This window comes from Fischerella major NIES-592 (assembly GCF_001904645.1).
GTDB lineage: Bacteria > Cyanobacteriota > Cyanobacteriia > Cyanobacteriales > Nostocaceae > Fischerella > Fischerella thermalis.
This window is the reverse complement of sequence record NZ_MRCA01000018.1, coordinates 65,625-84,228: the sequence shown is the minus strand read 5'-3', so window position 1 is coordinate 84,228 and position 18,604 is coordinate 65,625. Positions and strand designations below refer to the sequence as shown.

The window sequence follows — 18,604 nt, the reverse complement described above, 5'->3', positions numbered from 1 at the left end:
TGTTGAGTATTTCCCATGATCTATTAGCGCCTTTGTTAATTCACATTAGACGTAATTTGTATTTTTGAAACACCAAGGCACAAAGAAGATAATAGCAATTTGCAAAAATAATCCAACACATGAATAATTATGAAACCCAGTATAATATGTCTTACCCTACACTCACACCCCTACACCCATATTCAAAATAGGTCTAATCTACCTCCTTGTCGTCTTCTTTATTCAGAAACGATATTACGTTAATATATATTTCCAGCTTTGAGAAATACTATATATATTGCTGGATTATAGAGTGGTACTCTATAAAGTGATACTTTAAATCAACTGTAAAGCAATCACAATAAATTGACTTCAGGGGCAAAAAAGCTAGAATCTAAATTAATTGACAACCCACAAAGGATTAAAAATATGAGTTCGCTAGAAGGAGAAAATGTTCATTATAACTTTGCAGACTCAGCACCAGGTGGTTTAGTTCCAAGTATAAATCAGCCTACATTGAGTAATAGCTTTGGCGAAATTAGCAGTTTAGATAAAGTCAGAGATATTCTTTTTGGCGGGCAAATGCGAGAATTAGAAAAAAAATTTACGCGTCTAGAAGAACGTCTCTTGAAAGAATGTAATAGCTTAAGAAATGAAACAAAAAAACGTTTAGATTATTTAGAAAACTACATAAAAAATGAGATTGAAGCTATAAATGATCAAGTAAAAAGTGAACAATCAAAACGAGAGGAAGCTATCACCACACTTAGTAAAGAGCAAAAGAATATCAATAATTCTTTAGAAAGACAACTTTCTCAATTTGATGAGCAAACAGCGACAAAAACACGAGAATTACGTGAACAAATTCTCAATCAATCTCAAAGTTTACAGGATGACATTCGGCAAAAATACGAAGAAATATTAGCACTGCTGCAACGAGAATTTCAGGAAATACGTTCAGAAAAAACAGACCGTTCCACTCTCGCAGCCATGTTTACAGAGTTAGCAATACGGCTGAATTCTCGACATTAGAAGGCGGACAAGGAAGACAATGGAGGAGACAACGGAAAGTTTGTATCAAGAACTTTGTGAAATGGTATGAGTAATTGAAATGAACTATCAGCCAAGAAATAAATTTCTTGGCTATCAAAAAATAGGTATAATATCAAGACAAGTGCCTTGCTAGAGTAGTAAACATCCAATAATATAGCTTCTCACTCCTATTTACTGACCCCTTTCATAATGAAAATTTAACAAAAATGCAACTCAATATAAATCGTGAGTTGGGCGGTTTTGGCAATGAATGAATATTCTCGCAATGAACTTGAAGTTTCTAATGGTAGTAATCCTGAGAAAAATCTACCTCAAAATAACAATCGTGTGGAATCTAATGATGAACTAAGTGAACTCCGTAGTTTGCTTTTGGGGGTAGAAACTGTACAACTTAGTAAACTATACGATCGATTAGAAAATCCTCAAATTCAAGCAGAAGATTTGAGTCGTCTGCTTCCAGAAGCTGTGATTCTGCGAACAATGCAAGATAAACAATTAGCTGAAGCAATGGTTCCCACAGTTGAACAAGCAATTCAGTCTTCTGTGAAGCAAGATTTAAATGTTCTTTCTGAAGCATTTTTCCCCATAATTGGTCCTGCTAGTCGTAAGGCGATTAGCACAGTTCTAGGTGAAATGATTCAATCTTTAAATCAAACACTAGAATACAGCATGTCTCCACAAAGTTTTAAGTGGAGACTAGAAGCACGACAAACAGGGAAAACATTTGCTGAAGTTGTTTTGCTACGTACCCTGATTTACCGAGTAGAACAAGTATTTTTAATTCACAAACAAACTGGATTATTGCTGCAACATATCTTAGCGCCACAGGTAGCTGCTCAAGATCCTGACTTAGTTTCAGCTATGTTGACAGCTATTCAAGACTTTGTCAAAGACTCTTTCAATATCGAAAAAGGTGAGGCGTTACAAAGTTTGCAGTTTGGGGAACTTACCATCTGGATTGAGGAAGGACCACAAGCAATATTAGCAGGTATCATCCGAGGAAATGCTCCTCAAGAACTACGATTAGTTTTTCAAAAAGCTATAGAAAATATTCACCTGAAATTGCATAGAGAATTTCATGTTTTTACAGGTGAAACAAAACTCTTTACACCTAGCAAGCCATATTTAGAAGAATGTTTAGAAGCTAGGTATAAAGTTCCGTCCCAGAAAAATTATATCTATGCATGGAGTTTCTTAAGTGCGATCGCGATCGCACTCGGAATGTGGAGCTTTTTTAGCTTTAGAGAACAATTACGCTGGAATGCGTATCTAGAAAAGCTTAACTCTCAACCTGGTATTATTGTGGTTAAAGCCAACAAAGGGTATGGAAAAAATTTCATATCTGGAATGCGCGATCCCCTAGCAACAGATCCGTATTTACTAATGAACCAAGCTCAAATTAATCCTCAAACAGTTATTAGTCAATGGGAACCTTACCTGTCCTTAGAGCCACAAATCATAGTCAAAAGAGCCACAGAATTACTACAGCCTCCCAAAACTGTATCACTAAAAGCTGATGAAAATCTCATTCTTTATGCTACAGGAACAGCACCACGTCAATGGATTTTAGAAGCAAGAAAAACTTGGCGTTTTCTTCCTGGTGTAACTCAATATATTGATAAAAATATAGTTGAATCAGAACTACAAAAATTACAATTATATAAACAACAAATAGAACAAGAAAAACTTTTATTTCTTGAAGGTACTACTGAATTTATTCCTGGTGAAATTGCTAAATTACAAAATATAGTATTAGCAATCAAAAATTTATCTAGTGTGGCTAAGACTGTAGGGAAAGATGTGCGTTTTGAAATCACAGGACACACAAATGTCACCGGAACAGAGCAAAGAAATATGGTACTAAGTCAAGCTCGCGCTAGTAAAATTATCGCTTATCTAAATTCTCAAGGCATCAATACCAGTAATTTTACTACTGTAGGTGTAGGTTCAAGTCAACCCTTACAAACAGGTCTTACAGAACAAATTCAACAAGTTAACCGTAGGGTATCTTTTAAGGTACTCTTAATTGATGCCCGTAACTGAGGGACAATACTCATGCTCCAAAAAAAAATTTGCATGGTAGGCGCATTTGCTACTGGTAAAACTAGTTTAGTAGGGAGATTTGTTCACAGTATTTTTTCTGAAAAATATCAAACGACTGTAGGTGTAAAAATTGATAAAAAGACAGTAAATATTCAAGGTCAAGATATAAATTTTATCCTTTGGGATTTATATGGAGAAGATGAATTTCAAAAAGTGCGTATGTCATATCTACGTGGTGCATCAGGTTACTTGTTAGTAGTAGATGGAACTAGAAAGAATACTTTGGAAAAAGCTTTTAATTTACAAATTAAAGTAGAAAATACTATTGGAACTGTGCCATTTATACTCATACTTAATAAGTGGGATTTGACAGATGAATGGGAAATTAATGATGTCGAAATTAACGAAGTAGTGCAAAGGGGTTGGATTGTGATGAAAACCAGCGCTAAAACAGGTTTAGGCGTAGAAGAATCTTTCCAAATTCTTGCTAATAAGATATTAGAAAATCATAGATAAGTAGTTAAGTAAAAATATAGAGAAATAACACAAGTGATAAACCAAATCTGTGTTGATTCAGTTTATTTTTCAAGTAAATATAACGGTTTGCAGTTGGGTGCATTATAGGGAAAAAACGAACACAGATGCACACCGATACAGCTTTACTTCACAGAACTTACGCAAGATGGCAAGATGTGACCGAAAACCTGATTATTGCTTAATGGTAATTCATGAATTACTGCCAATTTCGTGATGTTTTGCGTATGTCCTGCTTCATTCAAGTAAGAAGTGATATATCAAATCAACAATATTTAATCACAACTACCCATCATGAGCAACTCTATTACGGCAGATGTGTTTGCTGCCTTGGATATTCTAGTCTTGGAAAGAGTAGACTTTGGTCGCTTTAGAATTACTGGGACTCCACCAGATTGGTTACAACTATTTTGTCGCCATCAAGTCAAATCTGGAATGCAAATACTCATACCGCAACAGGAGTTTCCCTTTTTAGAAAATTTTCTGATAGATGCAGAAGAGCTATGGAACAGAAATGATAAAAATCAATTAAGTTCAGGTATATGGTATCAATTAGATTTATCCGGTAAAGAACATCATTTTGAAGCTACAGCAATTGGCGTTAAAGATACTAAAATCTTATTAATAAAATTATTATATGAAGAATTTCAAGAAAAAAGAAATTTGATCCAAAAAGCTAGAGAGAATCAACTCAACTACCAATATATTACGAAAGAGAATCAAAAGAAAGATATTTTGATTCACTGTATCATACATGATATTGCTGGGCAACTGAGTGGTATAAATTGCTGTTTGATGTTATTGGAAACTGAAAATTTAACACCAAAAGCTAGAGAATATTTAGAAATTGGTAAAAAACAAGCACTTCAAGAAGAAATTTTAATTAGAGATATTTTAAATGCGTTTTCTGCTGAGATAACTTCTTTAGAGTCTTTTACTGTAGATGCTGATACGGCTCCAAATTTACTAACTTCTGCACAAGAAGTCATCCAACTTTTGTCACCTACTTTTGTACTGAATAAAGTACATTTACAGCTTGCTGATAATATTGATCAAACATCAGATTGGCGGGTTATCGGTGATAAATCACGTTTGAATCGGATTATCGCCAATTTGGCAGAGAATGCTTTTCGTCACAGTCCAATGGATTCTACAGTTACAATTGGTTTACAGCAAGAAGAAGATTCTATTCTTGTGACTGTAGATGATCAAGGTTCTGGTATACCAGCAGAAATTGCTAAGCATATATTTGAAAAGTTTTCTCAAGCAGGGAATTCAGGTAGAGTTGGACTCGGACTATATTTTTGTCGGATGACAGTAGAACGTTGGGGTGGTCAAATTGGTTATTTTCCTCTACCTCAAGGAGGTTCTCGGTTTTGGGTTCGGCTATTAAAACCCAAACCAAAGACCTAAGTTCATAGTGGGGCTTTAGCCCTTTTTTGAGGATTAAAATCCTCACTACAAACCTTTAAATTGCATAAAATTTAGGGTGTGTTAGCTACAGCGTAATGCACCAAGAACAGCAAAAATGGCACTTTACGAGTAGCAATAACACCCTAGTAAGTTGGACTCAAGTTGTCAATTTCAATTCAAGGTTAACAAACTACTAGTCCACTAGTAACCAATAAAGTGTAAAACGTCGCGTAAAACACTATAACCAGCTAAATCCCAAAGCAAATAAGCAAGAAAACCAATCATTGCCAAACGACCATTCCATAATTCTGCTTGGGGATTAAAGCCAAAGATAAAAGCATTACGATCAATGCCATTGTAAGCATTAGCTACTGGTGGTAAATCTGTAGAAGAACGTTTTTCACGAGTTTCCATTTTTTGTCTCCTTTAAACCAATATTGTTGAGTTAAATTGCATCATTACAGAGAGTTGGTGTTAGTATCCAACAATATGTAATACATCACGCAACACGCTATAACCAGCTAAATCGCAAAGCAAATAAGCAAGAAAACCAATCATTGCCAAACGACCATTCCATAATTCTGCTTGGGGATTCCATCCAAACAAAAAGGCGTTGCGGTCTTTGCCGTTATATTCTGTAGCAATTGGTGGTAAATCAGTAGAAGGACGAGTTTCCATTTTGCCTCCGAGTTAAATTCTATTGATTGCTTAATTTTTTGCTTATTAGCTACTAGTTATTGTTGTTTGTTTCAGGCTGAATAACTAATAGCTAATTTGTGCTTCCGAACCACTTGTTACATATGTTTACTTTAGCGATGAATTATTAGCTTGCTGTATTCCTATGGTTACAAAGTATAGGCACTCCTAATGGACGATAATTCAACCTGTTTTTGAACGCAGGAATATGCCTTAAGAGGATGAAAAAATTTGATTTCTAAATAAATTTTAAAATAAACATTTAATTCAGTAATATTACTTAAAAAGAAACAAGAATGCCAAGCTGAAGTATTAGTAGGAAAAACTTATATCTAATGCAGTATATGGTATCAGACCTGAGGCGGATGCTGTAATAGCCTAAATTCCACGATTCTGAGCTAAGGAATTGGGTATAGCCAATGATATAGGAGTAAAAGTAATTAGCAACTTTTTATACCACATAGTTAAAACATAGAGGAAGGAAATAGAATGTTTCAGAGTACGGTAACAACGCTGGAACTCTCCCAGTCCCTATTTTGGATAGCACAGGTCATAGTACAGCCACAAGATATATCACCAGCACAAGCATCGGTTGCTTTCTCAGGACCGCGTTTTTTTACTGCTTTAATCTCTGGTGTAATCCTGGCTTTTGCGTTTCAGTTAGTATTAACTAACCTTTCGGTTGCCGCAGGTATTTCCTATTTGGGGCGTCCATCTGATTCAAATTCAGATCATGGGGAAGTCAGCAGTTTAGGGGGAACGATCCGCAAGATTGGTACAGCAGTAGGAATTTGGACTTTAATCACAGTCACGATCGCATTGGCGATCGCTTGCTTTTTGGCTGTGAAAATGAGTCTGGTGATTTTTAGTCCCGGACTGGGGGCAATTCTCGGTTTAGTAATTTGGGGCGCATACTTCCTATTGTTGGTGTGGGTGAGTTCCACCACAGTAGGTTCTTTAGTCGGTAATGTGGTTAACAGTGCCACTTCTGGTTTTCAGGCAATTATGGGAACAGCCACCGCCGCCTTGGGTGCAAAGGCTGTTAACCAGCAGGTAGTAGCCACCGCCGAAGCCGCAGCCGCAGCCGTCCGCCGGGAATTAGGTAGTGCGATCGACCCTACCAGCGTCCGTGAAAAGGTGGAAGATTACCTAGAAATGGTAAGTCCTCCGGAGCTAGACTTAAACAAGATTCGCGGTGATTTTGAAAGATTGTTGAGTGATCCGCAAATCAGAGAAATGGCTAAAAGTGGCGATATTCGTAATATAGATCGCCAAAAGTTTATAGATTTAGTCAGCAGTCGCACCGATCTCTCGAAGCGCGATGTTAACCGGATCGCTGATACCTTGTATAGTGTTTGGCAACAGGTAGTAGGTCAAACTCAGCCCCAAGACCAAATGGCTGAGTTAGTTAATTATCTGAAGTCACTCCAACCAGGACAAGCGAACACAGATGAACTCAACCGCAAACTAGATCAGCTGATTGCAGAAATGCGTTCTGCTAAACAAACTGATCAAAAAGCAGCCCCTAGTTTGATTCAACGGACATTACAACAGGGAATAACTGCTTTAACTGGGATTGTGTTAGGACGGACTGATCTATCAGATTTAGATGTCGAAAAAATCTTAAGTGCTTTAACCACAGCCAAAGATAAAGTCACTGAAAAAGCAGATCAATTAGGACTACCAACACCAAAACAACCTTACAGTCCGATTCGTGCGGATGTAGAAAACTACCTACTCAACACTTATGTATGGCAGTTGAGTCAGGAGAGAATCGCCCAGGATTTCCGGGATGTGATCTACGATCCTGCTGCTGATCCTGGAACAGTGCGCCGGGAATTAGAGCAACTGTCTCGCAGTGATTTTGCTAATATCCTGCAACAGCGTGGTCTTTTGACCCAAGCAGAAATTCAGCGCATTGCTGATCAATTAGAAGCTGTGCGACAAAATGTCTTGGTGACAGTCACTGCTGAGGAAGAAAGAGAAATAGTACAGGATTTGCAACGCCGAGTTGAAAGTTATTTACTCGTTACTCCTAAATCAGAATTAACTCCAGAGGGAATTGAACAGAACTTTAAACCACTGTTGCAAGACTCCGACGCAGATTATGAAACCCTGTCACGCCGCTTAGCATTGTTAGACCGTCAAGAACTGCGGGAGATACTGCTAGAACGCAACGATATTAATCCAGAAGAAGCAGACACAATTCTCAACGAACTGGAAAGACAACGCGATCGCGTTTTAGTTGAATCCAAAGGACTAGCAGATCAAGCCAAATACCAAGCCGAAACCCTCTGGTTAAATTTAGAGTCATATCTGCGTAACACTGGTAAAGAAGAACTCAATCCTAACGCTATTAGAGCCGAGTTACAAAGACTGTTACAAGACCCACAGGCTGGAATTGCAGCGCTTCGGGCGCGTCTGTCTCGTTTTGATCGCGACACTTTAGTCAAATTGCTGAGTCAGCGCCAAGACTTGAGTGAAGACCAAGTTAACGAAATTCTCAGCACAGTTGAAGATTCTTGGCATAGCGTTCGCCATGCACCGCAAGCCGTAGTTGATAAAGCTAAACAACAGTACGACTCAGTGACAACTACCATCGCTGATTATCTGCGAAATACTGGTAAAGATGAACTCAACCCCGAAGGCATTCAACGGGATTTAAATCGACTGTTGCAAAACCCCAAAGAAGGAGCGATAGCTCTCCGTCGCCGCTTGTATCAATTAGATAGGGATACCTTAGTAAAATTACTGAGTCAGCGTCAAGATTTATCTGAAGAACAAGTCAATCAAGTTATTGATTCTATTCAAGACACAATTCGCAATATCGTCCGTTCACCGCGTCGTTTAGCTGCTCGGACACAACAAAGAGTAGAATCATTCCAAACTTATTTGGAAGAGTATTTACGGCGCAGTGGCAAGGATGAACTCAACCCAGAAGGTATTAAACGCGACTTGTATCTACTATTGCATGATCCCCGTGTGGGTATGGAAAGTTTGAGCGATCGCTTAGCTCAATTTGACCGCTCTACAATTATTACCTTGCTGAAACTGCGCGAAGACCTCAGGGATGATGAAGCAGCGCGGATTGCAGATACAATCATCTCTGTCCGGGATTCCTTTGTAGAGCAAGTACGGGCAATCCAACGCCGAATTCAAGACGCTATCGACTCAATTTTTGAGCGTATCCGTAACTACCTCAACTCCTTAGAGCGTCCCGAACTGAATTATGATGGTATTAAGCGGGATATTCGCACATTGTTTGATGATCCCCAAGCCGGGTTTGAAGCCTTACGCGATCGCCTGTCTTCTTTCAACCGCGACACCTTAGTAGCTGTCTTGAGTTCCCGGGAAGACATCTCCGCAGAAGATGCTAATCGGATCATCGACCAAGTAGAACGAGCGCGTCAAACCGTCCTGCAAAGAGCAGAACGCCTGCAACAAGAAGCACAGCGACGCCTAGAAGAGGTGAAGCACCAAGCCCAAAAGCAAGCCGAAGAAACCCGCAAAGCAGCCGCATCAGCAGCTTGGTGGTTATTTGCTACAGCCCTAGTATCGGCTATATTCTCTGCAATTGCTGGAGCAGTAGCAGCGATCGCTCTATAGTTAAAATTTGTCTCCGCTAAACCTACTGTAGCCTCTCATTTATGAGAGGCTTTCTTATGATTTACGTCCGCTTAAATACTTATACTGTTGCGTTGGCTGGTAATAGGTAATTGGTAATCGGTGAGAGTACTTGCCGTCTTGGCTTATGCCGAGATGGCAAAGTAGCGAACCCAAAGGGTAATGGGAAAAACCAATGACCAACAGCCAAGCATAATATCGTAAGCAATTAGCCGAACTTGATATTAGACCTCTTGCAAAAGTCTATTTTCAAAAAACTAACACGGATAAAATCTATATCATCATATATCATCTGTGTGCATCTGTGTGCATCTGTGTTCGTAATTAAGAATTCTCTTGATTCTTGCAAGATATCTATTGAAAAAGCCAGCCCCCTATTTTCCCGAGAGAACCAGCTTTGTAACTCAACTATATGCATCCTAATTGCTGTCCTGCTTAGGGTACAGTCTTCTTAACCAAACTTACCACTTACGTATTCTTTGGTAGCTTCTTGTTGGGGATTTTGGAAAATTGCCTCAGTACGGTCATATTCTACCAAGTAGCCAGTACGACCACCTTTTTCTGAGGTTTGGACATTGAAAAAGGCTGTCATATCAGACACACGCGAAGCTTGTTGCATGTTGTGAGTCACAATCACCACAGTATAGCGTTGTTTGAGTTCGTGGATCAGTTCTTCAACTTGCAGGGTAGAAATAGGGTCAAGCGCAGAACAAGGTTCATCCATTAAAATTACATCTGGCTGAACTGCGATCGCTCTAGCAATACACAAACGCTGTTGTTGACCACCAGACAAAGATAAACCACTTTGTTTGAGTTTGTCTTTAACATCGTCCCACAAAGCAGCCTGTTTGAGCGATCGCTCTACCAACTCATCCATATCCCCTTTGTAGCCGTTGAGTCTAGGCCCAAAAGCGATATTGTCATAAACTGATTTGGGGAAAGGGTTGGGTCTTTGAAACACCATCCCAATTTTCCGCCGCACTTCTACAGGGTCGACTTGGGGTGCATAGAGGTTTTCATCATAGTAAAAAACCTTACCCTCTGCCCGAAATGATTCAATGAGATCATTGAGGCGGTTGTAACATCTTAGCAATGTACTTTTACCACATCCAGATGGGCCAATAAAGGCTGTGACGCGATTTTTGGGGATATCCATCCAGACATCACGCACTGCTAAGAAATTACCATAGTAGACGTTCAGAGCTTCAGTCCTTAGGACTGTACCTGTTTGGTTGGCAGTGCTTATGTTTGTTACCATATAATACTATGATTGCTGACTTAACTTTTGATTAGAGATGTGGAAATTAGCGGAAATAGTGTGTATTTTTTGCAACTATTAAGTCAATAAAATCACTAACCAGTGTACCATAAACTTGTGGTAGCACACTGTATACATTAGTGACAGGGTTCCAATTACTTTCACTTAAAAAGCGGAATAAACCAAATTCCTGGATGGCAGGTACAGACTCAATACCAAGCTCTATGTCTATCCACAATAAAATAGCAGCGAACGCTAGAGCAAATATCCGTGTTAGCCAAATAAAGCCTTTATCTAATCGAAAAAGTTGATAAAAATGCGATCGCAGCAGAATCAAAATCTCAACAAAAAACAAATATTGTGGTCAAGCTACTTATAATTAATACCATTAATTTACCACATCAACACTTTCTTTATTGATATCCGACACCAACTTTTGGTTTTGCCAATAAAATTATTTCACTGGCAGAAGTTCAAGTTTGCAATGATCTGACTAGGTAAGTTTTTGAATCCATTTCATAGGACTTTCGCTACGCACAAATGACAAATGAAAGAAACACAATTTTTCTCCTACATCTTATACCCCTATATCCCTGTGTTTTTTAAGAGCAAACTTCTGCAAAAACTTTGCTGCTTACACAAAGAAAAATCAGACAAATTAAATTATAATCATCTTTCTCAAGAAAAGGATAAAATATAGCATTACCAATTACCAATTACCAATTACCAGCCCACGCGACAGTATAAGTATTCAAGCGAACATGATATTAGTTATTTTCGCTTTTACATCAGAATCATTTGTACGAGTGTATTGTAAATGCTAGCCGCGTCAAATCAACTTTTATGGTCTATGATTGGCTTACTGCTAACTATGGGTGGAACCTTCTTAGAAGCAAATATTACCACCTTACCGTGGAGTTGGAGTAAGCACGGAATTCATACTTTTTCCCTGGGTGTCACTTTTCAAATTGGTGGGGTATTACTTGTAGGATGTTTAGGAGGCAAAAATGCTGGTGCCATTTCCCAGATAGCTTATTTAGTTATGGGGTTAACTTTGTTACCCGTATTTGCTGCTGGCGGTGGTCCTGGCTATGTTAAGCTATCGCAGTTTGGCTATTTACTAGGTTTTATTCCAGGAGCTTGGATTTGTGGCTTTTTTGCCTTTAAGGCTAGACCTAGACTGGAAGCACTAGCTTTTAGTTGTATTTGTGGCTTGTTAACTGTTCACGTCTGCGGTATTAGTTATTTGATTCTTAGCTATGTTTTGCAGTTGCAAAGTACAGAAACTCTGACCCTGATGCAAGCAATCCTCAAATATTCTTGGTTTGCACTACCAGGTCAACTAGCTGTCATCTGTGCTGTCACTGTCATAGCGTATGTGCTACGGCACTTGATGTTTTATTAGTCTTTTGTCATTTGTCATTTGTTATTGTCATGTGACCAATGACCTAATGACTAATGACCAATGACTAATGACTAATAACTACTTTGCCATGCGTTTAAAAAATAAATTCTTCTGGATTATTGCCTTTGTTGCTTTTTTTTTAGACCAAATCACCAAATTTTGGGTGGTACAAACCTTTAGCTTGCAACAAACATTACCATTGTTACCTGGTATATTTCACCTAACTTATGTAACTAATACTGGTGCAGCTTTTAGTTTGCTATCAGGAAAAGTAGAGTGGTTACGCTGGCTATCTTTGGGAGTCAGTTTAGCACTCATAGCTTTGGCATGGTTTGGCCCGCTCTTAAACCGTTGGGAGCAGTTAGGCTATGGTTTAATCTTAGGCGGTGCTATGGGTAATGGTATAGACCGCTTTGCTTTAGGCTATGTTGTTGATTTTCTGGACTTTCGACTGATTAACTTCCCAGTATTTAATTTGGCAGATGTGTTTATTAATATTGGCATTGTCTGTCTGCTGATTGCCACTTTTCAAAAAACACCAAGCTCTGGTCGTAGGTATTAAAGGGGAACAAGGAGGACAAGAAAGACACGGATAAAGATTTCTCCAACACTCCCCACACTCCTCACAATACCTGATCCCCAATTCCTATAAAGACACAAGAGGCCATTCAAGATAGCCTCTTGTCTTCTAAAAAAGCCGCAAATTGTTAAACACGTCAAAGACTAATAAATTTGTATCAGAGTCATCTCATAAACAATGGGAAGCCTGATTTTTGTAATTAGTTAGTTACCAGTGCCAGTACCACTACCAGGAGTCATTTGAGTTGGGTTCATTGAGTCTGGAGACGGAGTTGTACTATCCGGAGCCGGAACTGTGCTGTCTGGCGCAGGAGTGATTTGAGTTGGACTGGTTGAGTCTGGAGACGGAGTTGTGCTATCCGGAGCCGGAACTGTGCTGTCTGGTGCAGGAGTGATTTGAGTTGGACTGGTTGAGTCTGGAGACGGAGTTGTGTCCTCTGGAGTTGTACTGTCAGGAGCCGGAGTAGTTGTGCTATCCGGAGCCGGAACTGTGCTATCCGGAGCCGGAGTTGTACTGTCAGGAGCCGGAGTAGTTGTACTGTCTGGTGTTGTAGTATTGCTAGATGTTCCCTGACACCGGGAATTCAATGGAAAATACTCACACAGAATTTTCATGCCTTCTGGTGAAAGCTTGATTTCTGGAGTTTTAGCAGTTGTTTCTGTTTGTTGTTGACTTAGTTCAGGAAATTTGGTGATTTGGGCAGCAGCAATATTGCTGGTTAATGCCAGAGTCAGGGCTGTACCTGTTAGGGTAAGAAATTTCCCCTTCATATTACTTAACCTCAACACCTTCAAAGAATACTCGGCCCATTAAATCAAACAATAGGCTTTATAAAATCTGCCTAAAAGTAGATGTATTTTTGCCGTTTACATGTGTTGGTTATTGAGATTGTAACAATTAAATCATTCTATAATAAACTTTTATTAGAAATAAATATTCATAAGTTTAAGCTTTAGCTGCCGTCATGCAAGCAATTCGTTTATTTTAAAGATAAAACTAACAGAAAAAAGAGCAAATTTGGATACTCAATCAAGATGTAAAAAAATTAACGTTCAAAGTCATATTGGTATATATTATCTTGATGTCAAGAAAAATCGGGAACAACTCTGTGCTGCCAACGTCTTCATAGCGTTATGAGTACAATGGTGGAATACTAACATCGAGATGGCAATTCGCCGATTTTTCAGTAATATCCGTGGTTTCTATAGCCGATGAGTTCCCCCCAGCCCCCTCAAAAGCCACAAACATTGCTTGGTCAGATAACGCAAGCAGTACAGACAATTCAAGCTCGGGTTGATTTTTCTAAACTAGCACTTAAGCCCAATGCCAGAGTACCAGAACTTTGGGTACAGGATGCGGGGGCCGATAAGGCAGAAGTATATCCGCTGTTGGGCGATCGCTATATCTTAGGTCGCAGTTCCAAATCCTGTGATATTGTTGTCCGCAACCCAGTTGTCAGCCAAATTCACCTGTCACTGTCGCGGGATTCTACTCAACGGCAACCTGTTTTTGTGATCAAAGATGAAAATTCCACCAATGGCATTTATCGCGGTAAGCGTCGGCTCACATCCCTAGAATTACGTCATGGTGATGTTCTCACCTTGGGGCCACCAGAATTAGCTGCCTCCGTCAGGCTACAATACGTTGATCCACCCCCTTGGTACATCAAAGCAGCAACTTGGACTGCTTACGGTATCAGTAGTGTGAGCGCCCTGATGTTGCTAGTGATTGGTGCAGAATGGCTAAAATTTTCCGTTAGACCCCTACCTAACCCAACTCGCGCTCCTGTAGTTGTATATGCTGGTGATGGGGAAACACCGCTACGTGAGCCAAGAAATACTGCTCACGTAGACATGAAACGATTGCAAGATTTTGGCCCGTATTTGCCTGCGGCGGTGGTTGCTTCTGAAGATAGCCGTTACTACTGGCACTTTGGAGTAGATCCCTATGGGATTCTCCGAGCCGTCTTGATCAATACCCGTAGTGGTGATGTCCAACAAGGTGCTAGTACAATAACTCAGCAAGTTGCCCGTAGTTTGTTCCGTGATTATGTAGGCAGACAAGATTCTTTGGGGCGCAAAGTACGAGAGGCGATTGTCTCTTTGAAATTAGAAACTTTTTACAGCAAAGACACAATTTTATTGACTTATTTAAACCGAGTATTTTTAGGGGCAGATACTTCTGGATTTGAAGATGCAGCACGGTATTACTTTGACAAGTCAGCCAAAGAGTTAACTTTAGCTGAATCTGCCACTTTGGTGGGTATTTTACCTGGTCCCAACAGTTTTAATTTCTGCGGCGATAACCAGAGCAGAACACGAATTATAGAGTATCGCAACCGCGTACTGCGGCGGATGCTAGAGGCGGGCAAAATTAAGCAGGATGATTATAATCGAGCCAGGCGATCGCCTGTGGATGTCAGCCCCAAAGTTTGTGAACAGCAGGCAAAAACGATCGCTCCCTATTTCTACAGTTATATTTTCCAAGAACTGGAATCGATCTTGGGAAAAGATTTAGCGGGTGAAGGTAACTTTATCATTGAAACTCAGCTTGATATTGGTATGCAACAACAGGCAGAAGCCTCATTGCGTAACTATGTCAACAGCGCTGGGGGAGTTTTTGGTTTCTCCCAAGGAGCAATAGTTACCCTAGATTCCAGTACTGGCGCTATTCGGGCAATGGTGGGTGGTACAGACTACAGAACGAGTCAGTTCAATCGAGCATATCAAGCCAAAAGACAACCAGGCTCCACCTTTAAAGTATTTGCTTACACTGCCGCTTTGGAACAGGGAATTTCACCCGCTGCGACTTATTCCTGCGCTCCTTTAACCTGGCAGGGTTTTACCTATAAACCTTGTCGGGCAGGTTCTGATGTGAGTTTAAGTCTTGCCACTGGACTTGCCCAGTCTGAAAACCCCATCGCCTTACGAGTTGCTAGGCAAGTAGGGCTAAATAAAGTGGTAGAGATGGCAAAGCGTTTAGGAGTCAAATCAACTTTAGATCCAGTACCAGGATTAGTGCTAGGACAAAGCGAAGTCAATGTTTTGGAAATGACTGGTGCTTTTGGCGCTATTAGTAATCGCGGTGTGTGGAACCGTCCCCACGCTATCAGCCGCATATTAGATAGTAGTGATTGCCGCGATCGCAAAGATTTAAAGACTTGCCGTGTAATTTACTCTTTCGACAAGGATGCCGAAGCCAACAAACGCGTACTGCGAAATGATATAGCTGATACTATGACTCGCTTACTCCGAGGAGTAGTCACAAATGGTACTGGAGGGCGTGCTGCGATCGGCGATTTCCCAGTATCTGGTAAAACAGGTACAACCAACGACAACGTTGACTTATGGTTTATTGGTTATATTCCTAGTCGCCAACTAGTGACTGGTATCTGGCTTGGCAACGACAACAACTCCCCTACATCTGGTAGTAGCGCTCAAGCTGCCCAACTGTGGGGAAATTATATGGGTAGAGTCGTTCGATAGGGAGCGGGGAGCGCGCACAGGGAGCACAAGGAAAACAAGGAACAGAGAGTAATAAACCAACCAACTTTCAATACCCAATTCTCGATCCCCGCTCCCCTATTCACTGATACCCCTGCCAGGGAGTAATTTCTAGTTTGCCATTCGGCTGAAAGATGACTTGGAAATGAGCCAGAGGTTCTTTGCTAATTGGTACTGATAGATTTGAGACATTAGATGATTGAAACATTTGTGGCAGGGGCGTTTCTCGGAAGTAATCAAATGCTACTTGGTTCAGTGGTTCATAATCGGCAATGATGCCATCTTTGTTAACTGCCACACGATATTTTAAATCGATTGTATAGCTGGGTTTGCCAGACCAATTGTGGCGGATACTATTATACAGTTGTTGCTTTAACTGTTTGACTTGATTGCTGTCAGTAATTTTAGCTCCGACAACATCCGGTTTTGTTGTGTAACCCCGCCAAGGGCTAACTTGCAGTATACCATCTCTAGTGAAGACGACTCGATATTGAGCGATCGGTTCGTTGGTAATGGGGGGGCGAACAGCAGGATTATAAATTAAATTTGGTAAAGGAGTTTGGTTGACAGCTTCATTTGCTCCTGGATTGACAGCTTTGTAACCAACAATCGCACCATCTGCTGCTACACCCACGCGGAAGACTAAATCTTCCTTCAATCCTTGGCGATTTTTCCAGTTGGGATGAATTTGATTATAAACTTGGCGGTTTAAGGCACGTAACTGAGATGCATCTGTAATTTCCGGAACACTAGTTAAAAGTGCTTCTAAATCTTGATTTACTAAAGACGATGAAGGAGGTATGGGGTTAGCAACAGTCGTAGAAGTGGGTGTAGGAGTAAATTCGGGAGTTGCTGCTATCTGTTCATTAACACTGGGAGTAGGAGTAAATGCTGGAGTCGCAGCTATTTGTGCATCTACACTTGTTGGGGTAGGATTTGTAGCTACAAGTTGGTTAGTAGGCTCTGAAGGAGTGGTAGTAGCTGGGGTTGTAGGAGCGACACTTGAGGTTGTGGAACCAGTTTGTTGCTGTGTAGCTGGTTGTGGTGGAGGAGGTGGTGGGATCATGGCAAAAGCGATCGCTGCTGCTGCCAAACTAGTCACTCCTACAGTAGCTGGTACTGCTTGCTTGAGCAAAACCTCATTGGTCGAGCCATAGCGTTTGGGAACTGGTTGTAATTCTAGTGATAGCTCTGGTAAAGTTTGAGTATCAGCAAAAAATTGATCAACCGCTTCTACCAAATCAAACAACTGCACTGTATTTAAATCTATTTGAATTGGCTGCTTGCCATCAGTAACATAACCAGGCTGTGAAGCTTGCCAATTGGGAATTTCTGAACTGACAAACAACCGATGTCGATTTTTATCGACCTTCTGCATTTGCACCAATTCCGAATCAAAATTGTGTGCTTGTGGGTGAGAAACACCACTCAAAAATTCTTGAGCATAGGCACTAACTGTCCTCACCAAACTTTCAAAAAATTCCCTACCACCCGATAGTGGTTGAGTGTAACCTGAGAGATAACATTCTGCATTCACCAATATAGATAATGCTGGGCGCAGTTCTTGAAACTGTGCAGCCCTTGTAGCATCACTTAAACCCTCTAGAACTAGCGTACAATTCGGTAGACTATACTTACGTTGAATATTCATTCCACTTCACCGTCAAAAAGACTGATCCAAAACCGCTGCATACCAGCCGTACCGGTACAAAATAGTAATTTACCCAGCAGATCTATAGCCAACTCATCTAATTTTTCATCTGAATTTAATGCCATTATCCCTGAACGTCGTGGATTCATCCGGCTTTTGAAATGCGCTCTAAACCTTTCTAGATAATTGGATAATCGCAAATTTTGTTCCAGGGGAATCTGCTTTTCATCCAGTTGCTGGTAGATCATGAGCAACTGACGGATCACAACTGTCAAGCGCCGTGCTAAATAGCAAGCAATTACCACCAAAGCTTTGGCTTCCATGATTGTCAAAGAGCGGCGATTGTGGGCTCTTCTGAGGGGATTAGTGCTACGCATTCGCCACAAATTCACCCTGTCTTTAATAATTCCTTTCAATTCCAACTCTTGTGCAAACGACAAAATAGCTTCTGAACCACCAAGTTCCAAAGCTTCAATTGCCAGTAAAATTAAGTCTATTTGCACCCTAGTTTTACGAGGGCAGACCTGTCCTTCAATAGCAGGATCAGGTAAAGTATCCAAAATCATCGGCGGTGACTGGGGAGTTGGACTGTTATAAGGCGATAAACTAGCGGAGACATTCATTATAAATACCTTGTACGGCAGCGACAGAGTCGGTAAAACTAATTTAAGATATATAGCCAAGATGGCGTGGCATGTGTTTAGTTGTGATGAGGGCATAGTTGCCCGATATATACATTAACTTACCCGTTCTACTTAAAGTTTTCCGCATACACAAATGCAAGTTTTCCAAACACAGTTGTTTCTTATAGTTTACTTAGTATCATTTCATCCTTACCTTGGTGTAATTTCCGGTAATCGTCAAT

Annotated in this window: 14 protein-coding genes and 1 pseudogene; 8 read left to right on the top strand and 7 right to left on the bottom strand. The window is 40.3% G+C overall.

Annotated features, from left to right (window positions below):
- The first annotated feature begins 408 nt into the window (after nt 1-408).
- The 4 genes from NIES592_RS21780 (at nt 409) to NIES592_RS21765 (ending at nt 5,022) form a co-directional block, all read left to right on the top strand.
- Complete coding sequence (locus tag NIES592_RS21780) at nt 409-1,011, top strand: OmpH family outer membrane protein (protein WP_073556868.1); 603 nt, start codon at nt 409-411, stop codon at nt 1,009-1,011.
- A 267-nt stretch (nt 1,012-1,278) separates the two neighbouring features.
- Entirely contained in the window at nt 1,279-3,075 is a 1,797-nt protein-coding gene (locus NIES592_RS21775) for an OmpA family protein (RefSeq protein WP_073556866.1), read from the top strand.
- Nucleotides 3,076-3,087: 12 nt separating this feature from the next.
- Nucleotides 3,088-3,591 (top strand): Rab family GTPase, encoded by a 504-nt coding sequence (locus NIES592_RS21770; protein ID WP_062247778.1) that lies wholly within the window; start codon nt 3,088-3,090, stop codon nt 3,589-3,591.
- A 312-nt stretch (nt 3,592-3,903) separates the two neighbouring features.
- Complete coding sequence (locus NIES592_RS21765; RefSeq protein WP_073556865.1) at nt 3,904-5,022, top strand: sensor histidine kinase; 1,119 nt, start codon at nt 3,904-3,906, stop codon at nt 5,020-5,022.
- Nucleotides 5,023-5,223: 201 nt separating this feature from the next.
- Here the strand turns inward: NIES592_RS21765 and NIES592_RS21760 are convergent, their stop codons facing one another.
- Entirely contained in the window at nt 5,224-5,436 is a 213-nt protein-coding gene (locus NIES592_RS21760) for a chlorophyll a/b-binding protein (RefSeq protein WP_016871543.1), read from the bottom strand.
- A 60-nt stretch (nt 5,437-5,496) separates the two neighbouring features.
- Nucleotides 5,497-5,700 (bottom strand): chlorophyll a/b-binding protein, encoded by a 204-nt coding sequence (locus NIES592_RS21755; RefSeq protein WP_073556864.1) that lies wholly within the window; start codon nt 5,698-5,700, stop codon nt 5,497-5,499.
- Nucleotides 5,701-6,207: 507 nt separating this feature from the next.
- Between NIES592_RS21755 and NIES592_RS21750 the strand changes: the two genes are divergently transcribed.
- Entirely contained in the window at nt 6,208-9,324 is a 3,117-nt protein-coding gene (locus tag NIES592_RS21750) for a hypothetical protein (protein WP_073556863.1), read from the top strand.
- Between the two features lie 469 nt (nt 9,325-9,793).
- Here the strand turns inward: NIES592_RS21750 and pstB are convergent, their stop codons facing one another.
- Both pstB and NIES592_RS21740 read right to left on the bottom strand, forming a co-directional pair.
- Nucleotides 9,794-10,600 (bottom strand): phosphate ABC transporter ATP-binding protein PstB, encoded by an 807-nt coding sequence (gene pstB / locus NIES592_RS21745; RefSeq protein ID WP_073556862.1) that lies wholly within the window; start codon nt 10,598-10,600, stop codon nt 9,794-9,796.
- 70 nt (nt 10,601-10,670) lie between these two features.
- A pseudogene (locus NIES592_RS21740) lies at nt 10,671-10,898 on the bottom strand (hypothetical protein); the annotation flags it as partial.
- 519 nt (nt 10,899-11,417) lie between these two features.
- Here NIES592_RS21740 and NIES592_RS21735 point away from each other — a divergent pair.
- Nucleotides 11,418-12,005, top strand: a complete 588-nt coding sequence (locus tag NIES592_RS21735) for a biotin transporter BioY (protein ID WP_062247787.1) — start codon at nt 11,418-11,420, stop codon at nt 12,003-12,005.
- 88 nt (nt 12,006-12,093) lie between these two features.
- Nucleotides 12,094-12,567, top strand: coding sequence for a signal peptidase II (gene lspA, locus NIES592_RS21730; RefSeq protein WP_026086460.1), 474 nt, complete (start codon nt 12,094-12,096; stop codon nt 12,565-12,567).
- Between the two features lie 221 nt (nt 12,568-12,788).
- Here lspA and NIES592_RS21725 read toward each other — a convergent pair whose 3' ends face one another.
- Nucleotides 12,789-13,355 carry a hypothetical protein gene (locus NIES592_RS21725; RefSeq protein ID WP_062247789.1) on the bottom strand — a complete coding sequence of 189 codons (567 nt, stop codon included), beginning with the start codon at nt 13,353-13,355 and terminating at the stop codon, nt 12,789-12,791.
- A gap of 441 nt (nt 13,356-13,796) precedes the next feature.
- On the opposite strand from NIES592_RS21725, the gene NIES592_RS21720 reads away from it, so the two are divergent.
- Nucleotides 13,797-16,070: a transglycosylase domain-containing protein gene (locus NIES592_RS21720; RefSeq protein WP_073556861.1), complete on the top strand. Its 2,274-nt coding sequence runs from the start codon at nt 13,797-13,799 to the stop codon at nt 16,068-16,070.
- 100 nt (nt 16,071-16,170) lie between these two features.
- Here NIES592_RS21720 and NIES592_RS21715 read toward each other — a convergent pair whose 3' ends face one another.
- Nucleotides 16,171-17,739, bottom strand: a complete 1,569-nt coding sequence (locus NIES592_RS21715) for a DUF4335 domain-containing protein (RefSeq protein ID WP_009457297.1) — start codon at nt 17,737-17,739, stop codon at nt 16,171-16,173.
- The gene (locus NIES592_RS21710) at nt 17,736-18,362 is read right to left on the bottom strand and encodes a DUF3038 domain-containing protein (protein ID WP_009457298.1); all 627 of its coding nucleotides are present in this window, start codon (nt 18,360-18,362) and stop codon (nt 17,736-17,738) included. Before NIES592_RS21710 ends, NIES592_RS21715 begins: the two co-directional genes overlap by 4 nt.
- Nucleotides 18,363-18,604 lie beyond the last annotated feature (242 nt).

What these genes read in the sequence shown, in the direction of transcription:
- NIES592_RS21780 (WP_073556868.1), top strand. Translation starts at nt 409, where the DNA reads ATGAGTTCGCTAGAAGGAGAAAATGTTCATTATAACTTTGCAGACTCA.
- NIES592_RS21775 (WP_073556866.1), top strand. Translation starts at nt 1,279, where the DNA reads ATGAATGAATATTCTCGCAATGAACTTGAAGTTTCTAATGGTAGTAAT.
- NIES592_RS21770 (WP_062247778.1), top strand. Translation starts at nt 3,088, where the DNA reads ATGCTCCAAAAAAAAATTTGCATGGTAGGCGCATTTGCTACTGGTAAA.
- NIES592_RS21765 (WP_073556865.1), top strand. Translation starts at nt 3,904, where the DNA reads ATGAGCAACTCTATTACGGCAGATGTGTTTGCTGCCTTGGATATTCTA.
- NIES592_RS21760 (WP_016871543.1), bottom strand. Translation starts at nt 5,436, where the DNA reads ATGGAAACTCGTGAAAAACGTTCTTCTACAGATTTACCACCAGTAGCT.
- NIES592_RS21755 (WP_073556864.1), bottom strand. Translation starts at nt 5,700, where the DNA reads ATGGAAACTCGTCCTTCTACTGATTTACCACCAATTGCTACAGAATAT.
- NIES592_RS21750 (WP_073556863.1), top strand. Translation starts at nt 6,208, where the DNA reads ATGTTTCAGAGTACGGTAACAACGCTGGAACTCTCCCAGTCCCTATTT.
- pstB (WP_073556862.1), bottom strand. Translation starts at nt 10,600, where the DNA reads ATGGTAACAAACATAAGCACTGCCAACCAAACAGGTACAGTCCTAAGG.
- NIES592_RS21735 (WP_062247787.1), top strand. Translation starts at nt 11,418, where the DNA reads ATGCTAGCCGCGTCAAATCAACTTTTATGGTCTATGATTGGCTTACTG.
- lspA (WP_026086460.1), top strand. Translation starts at nt 12,094, where the DNA reads ATGCGTTTAAAAAATAAATTCTTCTGGATTATTGCCTTTGTTGCTTTT.
- NIES592_RS21725 (WP_062247789.1), bottom strand. Translation starts at nt 13,355, where the DNA reads ATGAAGGGGAAATTTCTTACCCTAACAGGTACAGCCCTGACTCTGGCA.
- NIES592_RS21720 (WP_073556861.1), top strand. Translation starts at nt 13,797, where the DNA reads ATGAGTTCCCCCCAGCCCCCTCAAAAGCCACAAACATTGCTTGGTCAG.
- NIES592_RS21715 (WP_009457297.1), bottom strand. Translation starts at nt 17,739, where the DNA reads ATGAATATTCAACGTAAGTATAGTCTACCGAATTGTACGCTAGTTCTA.
- NIES592_RS21710 (WP_009457298.1), bottom strand. Translation starts at nt 18,362, where the DNA reads ATGAATGTCTCCGCTAGTTTATCGCCTTATAACAGTCCAACTCCCCAG.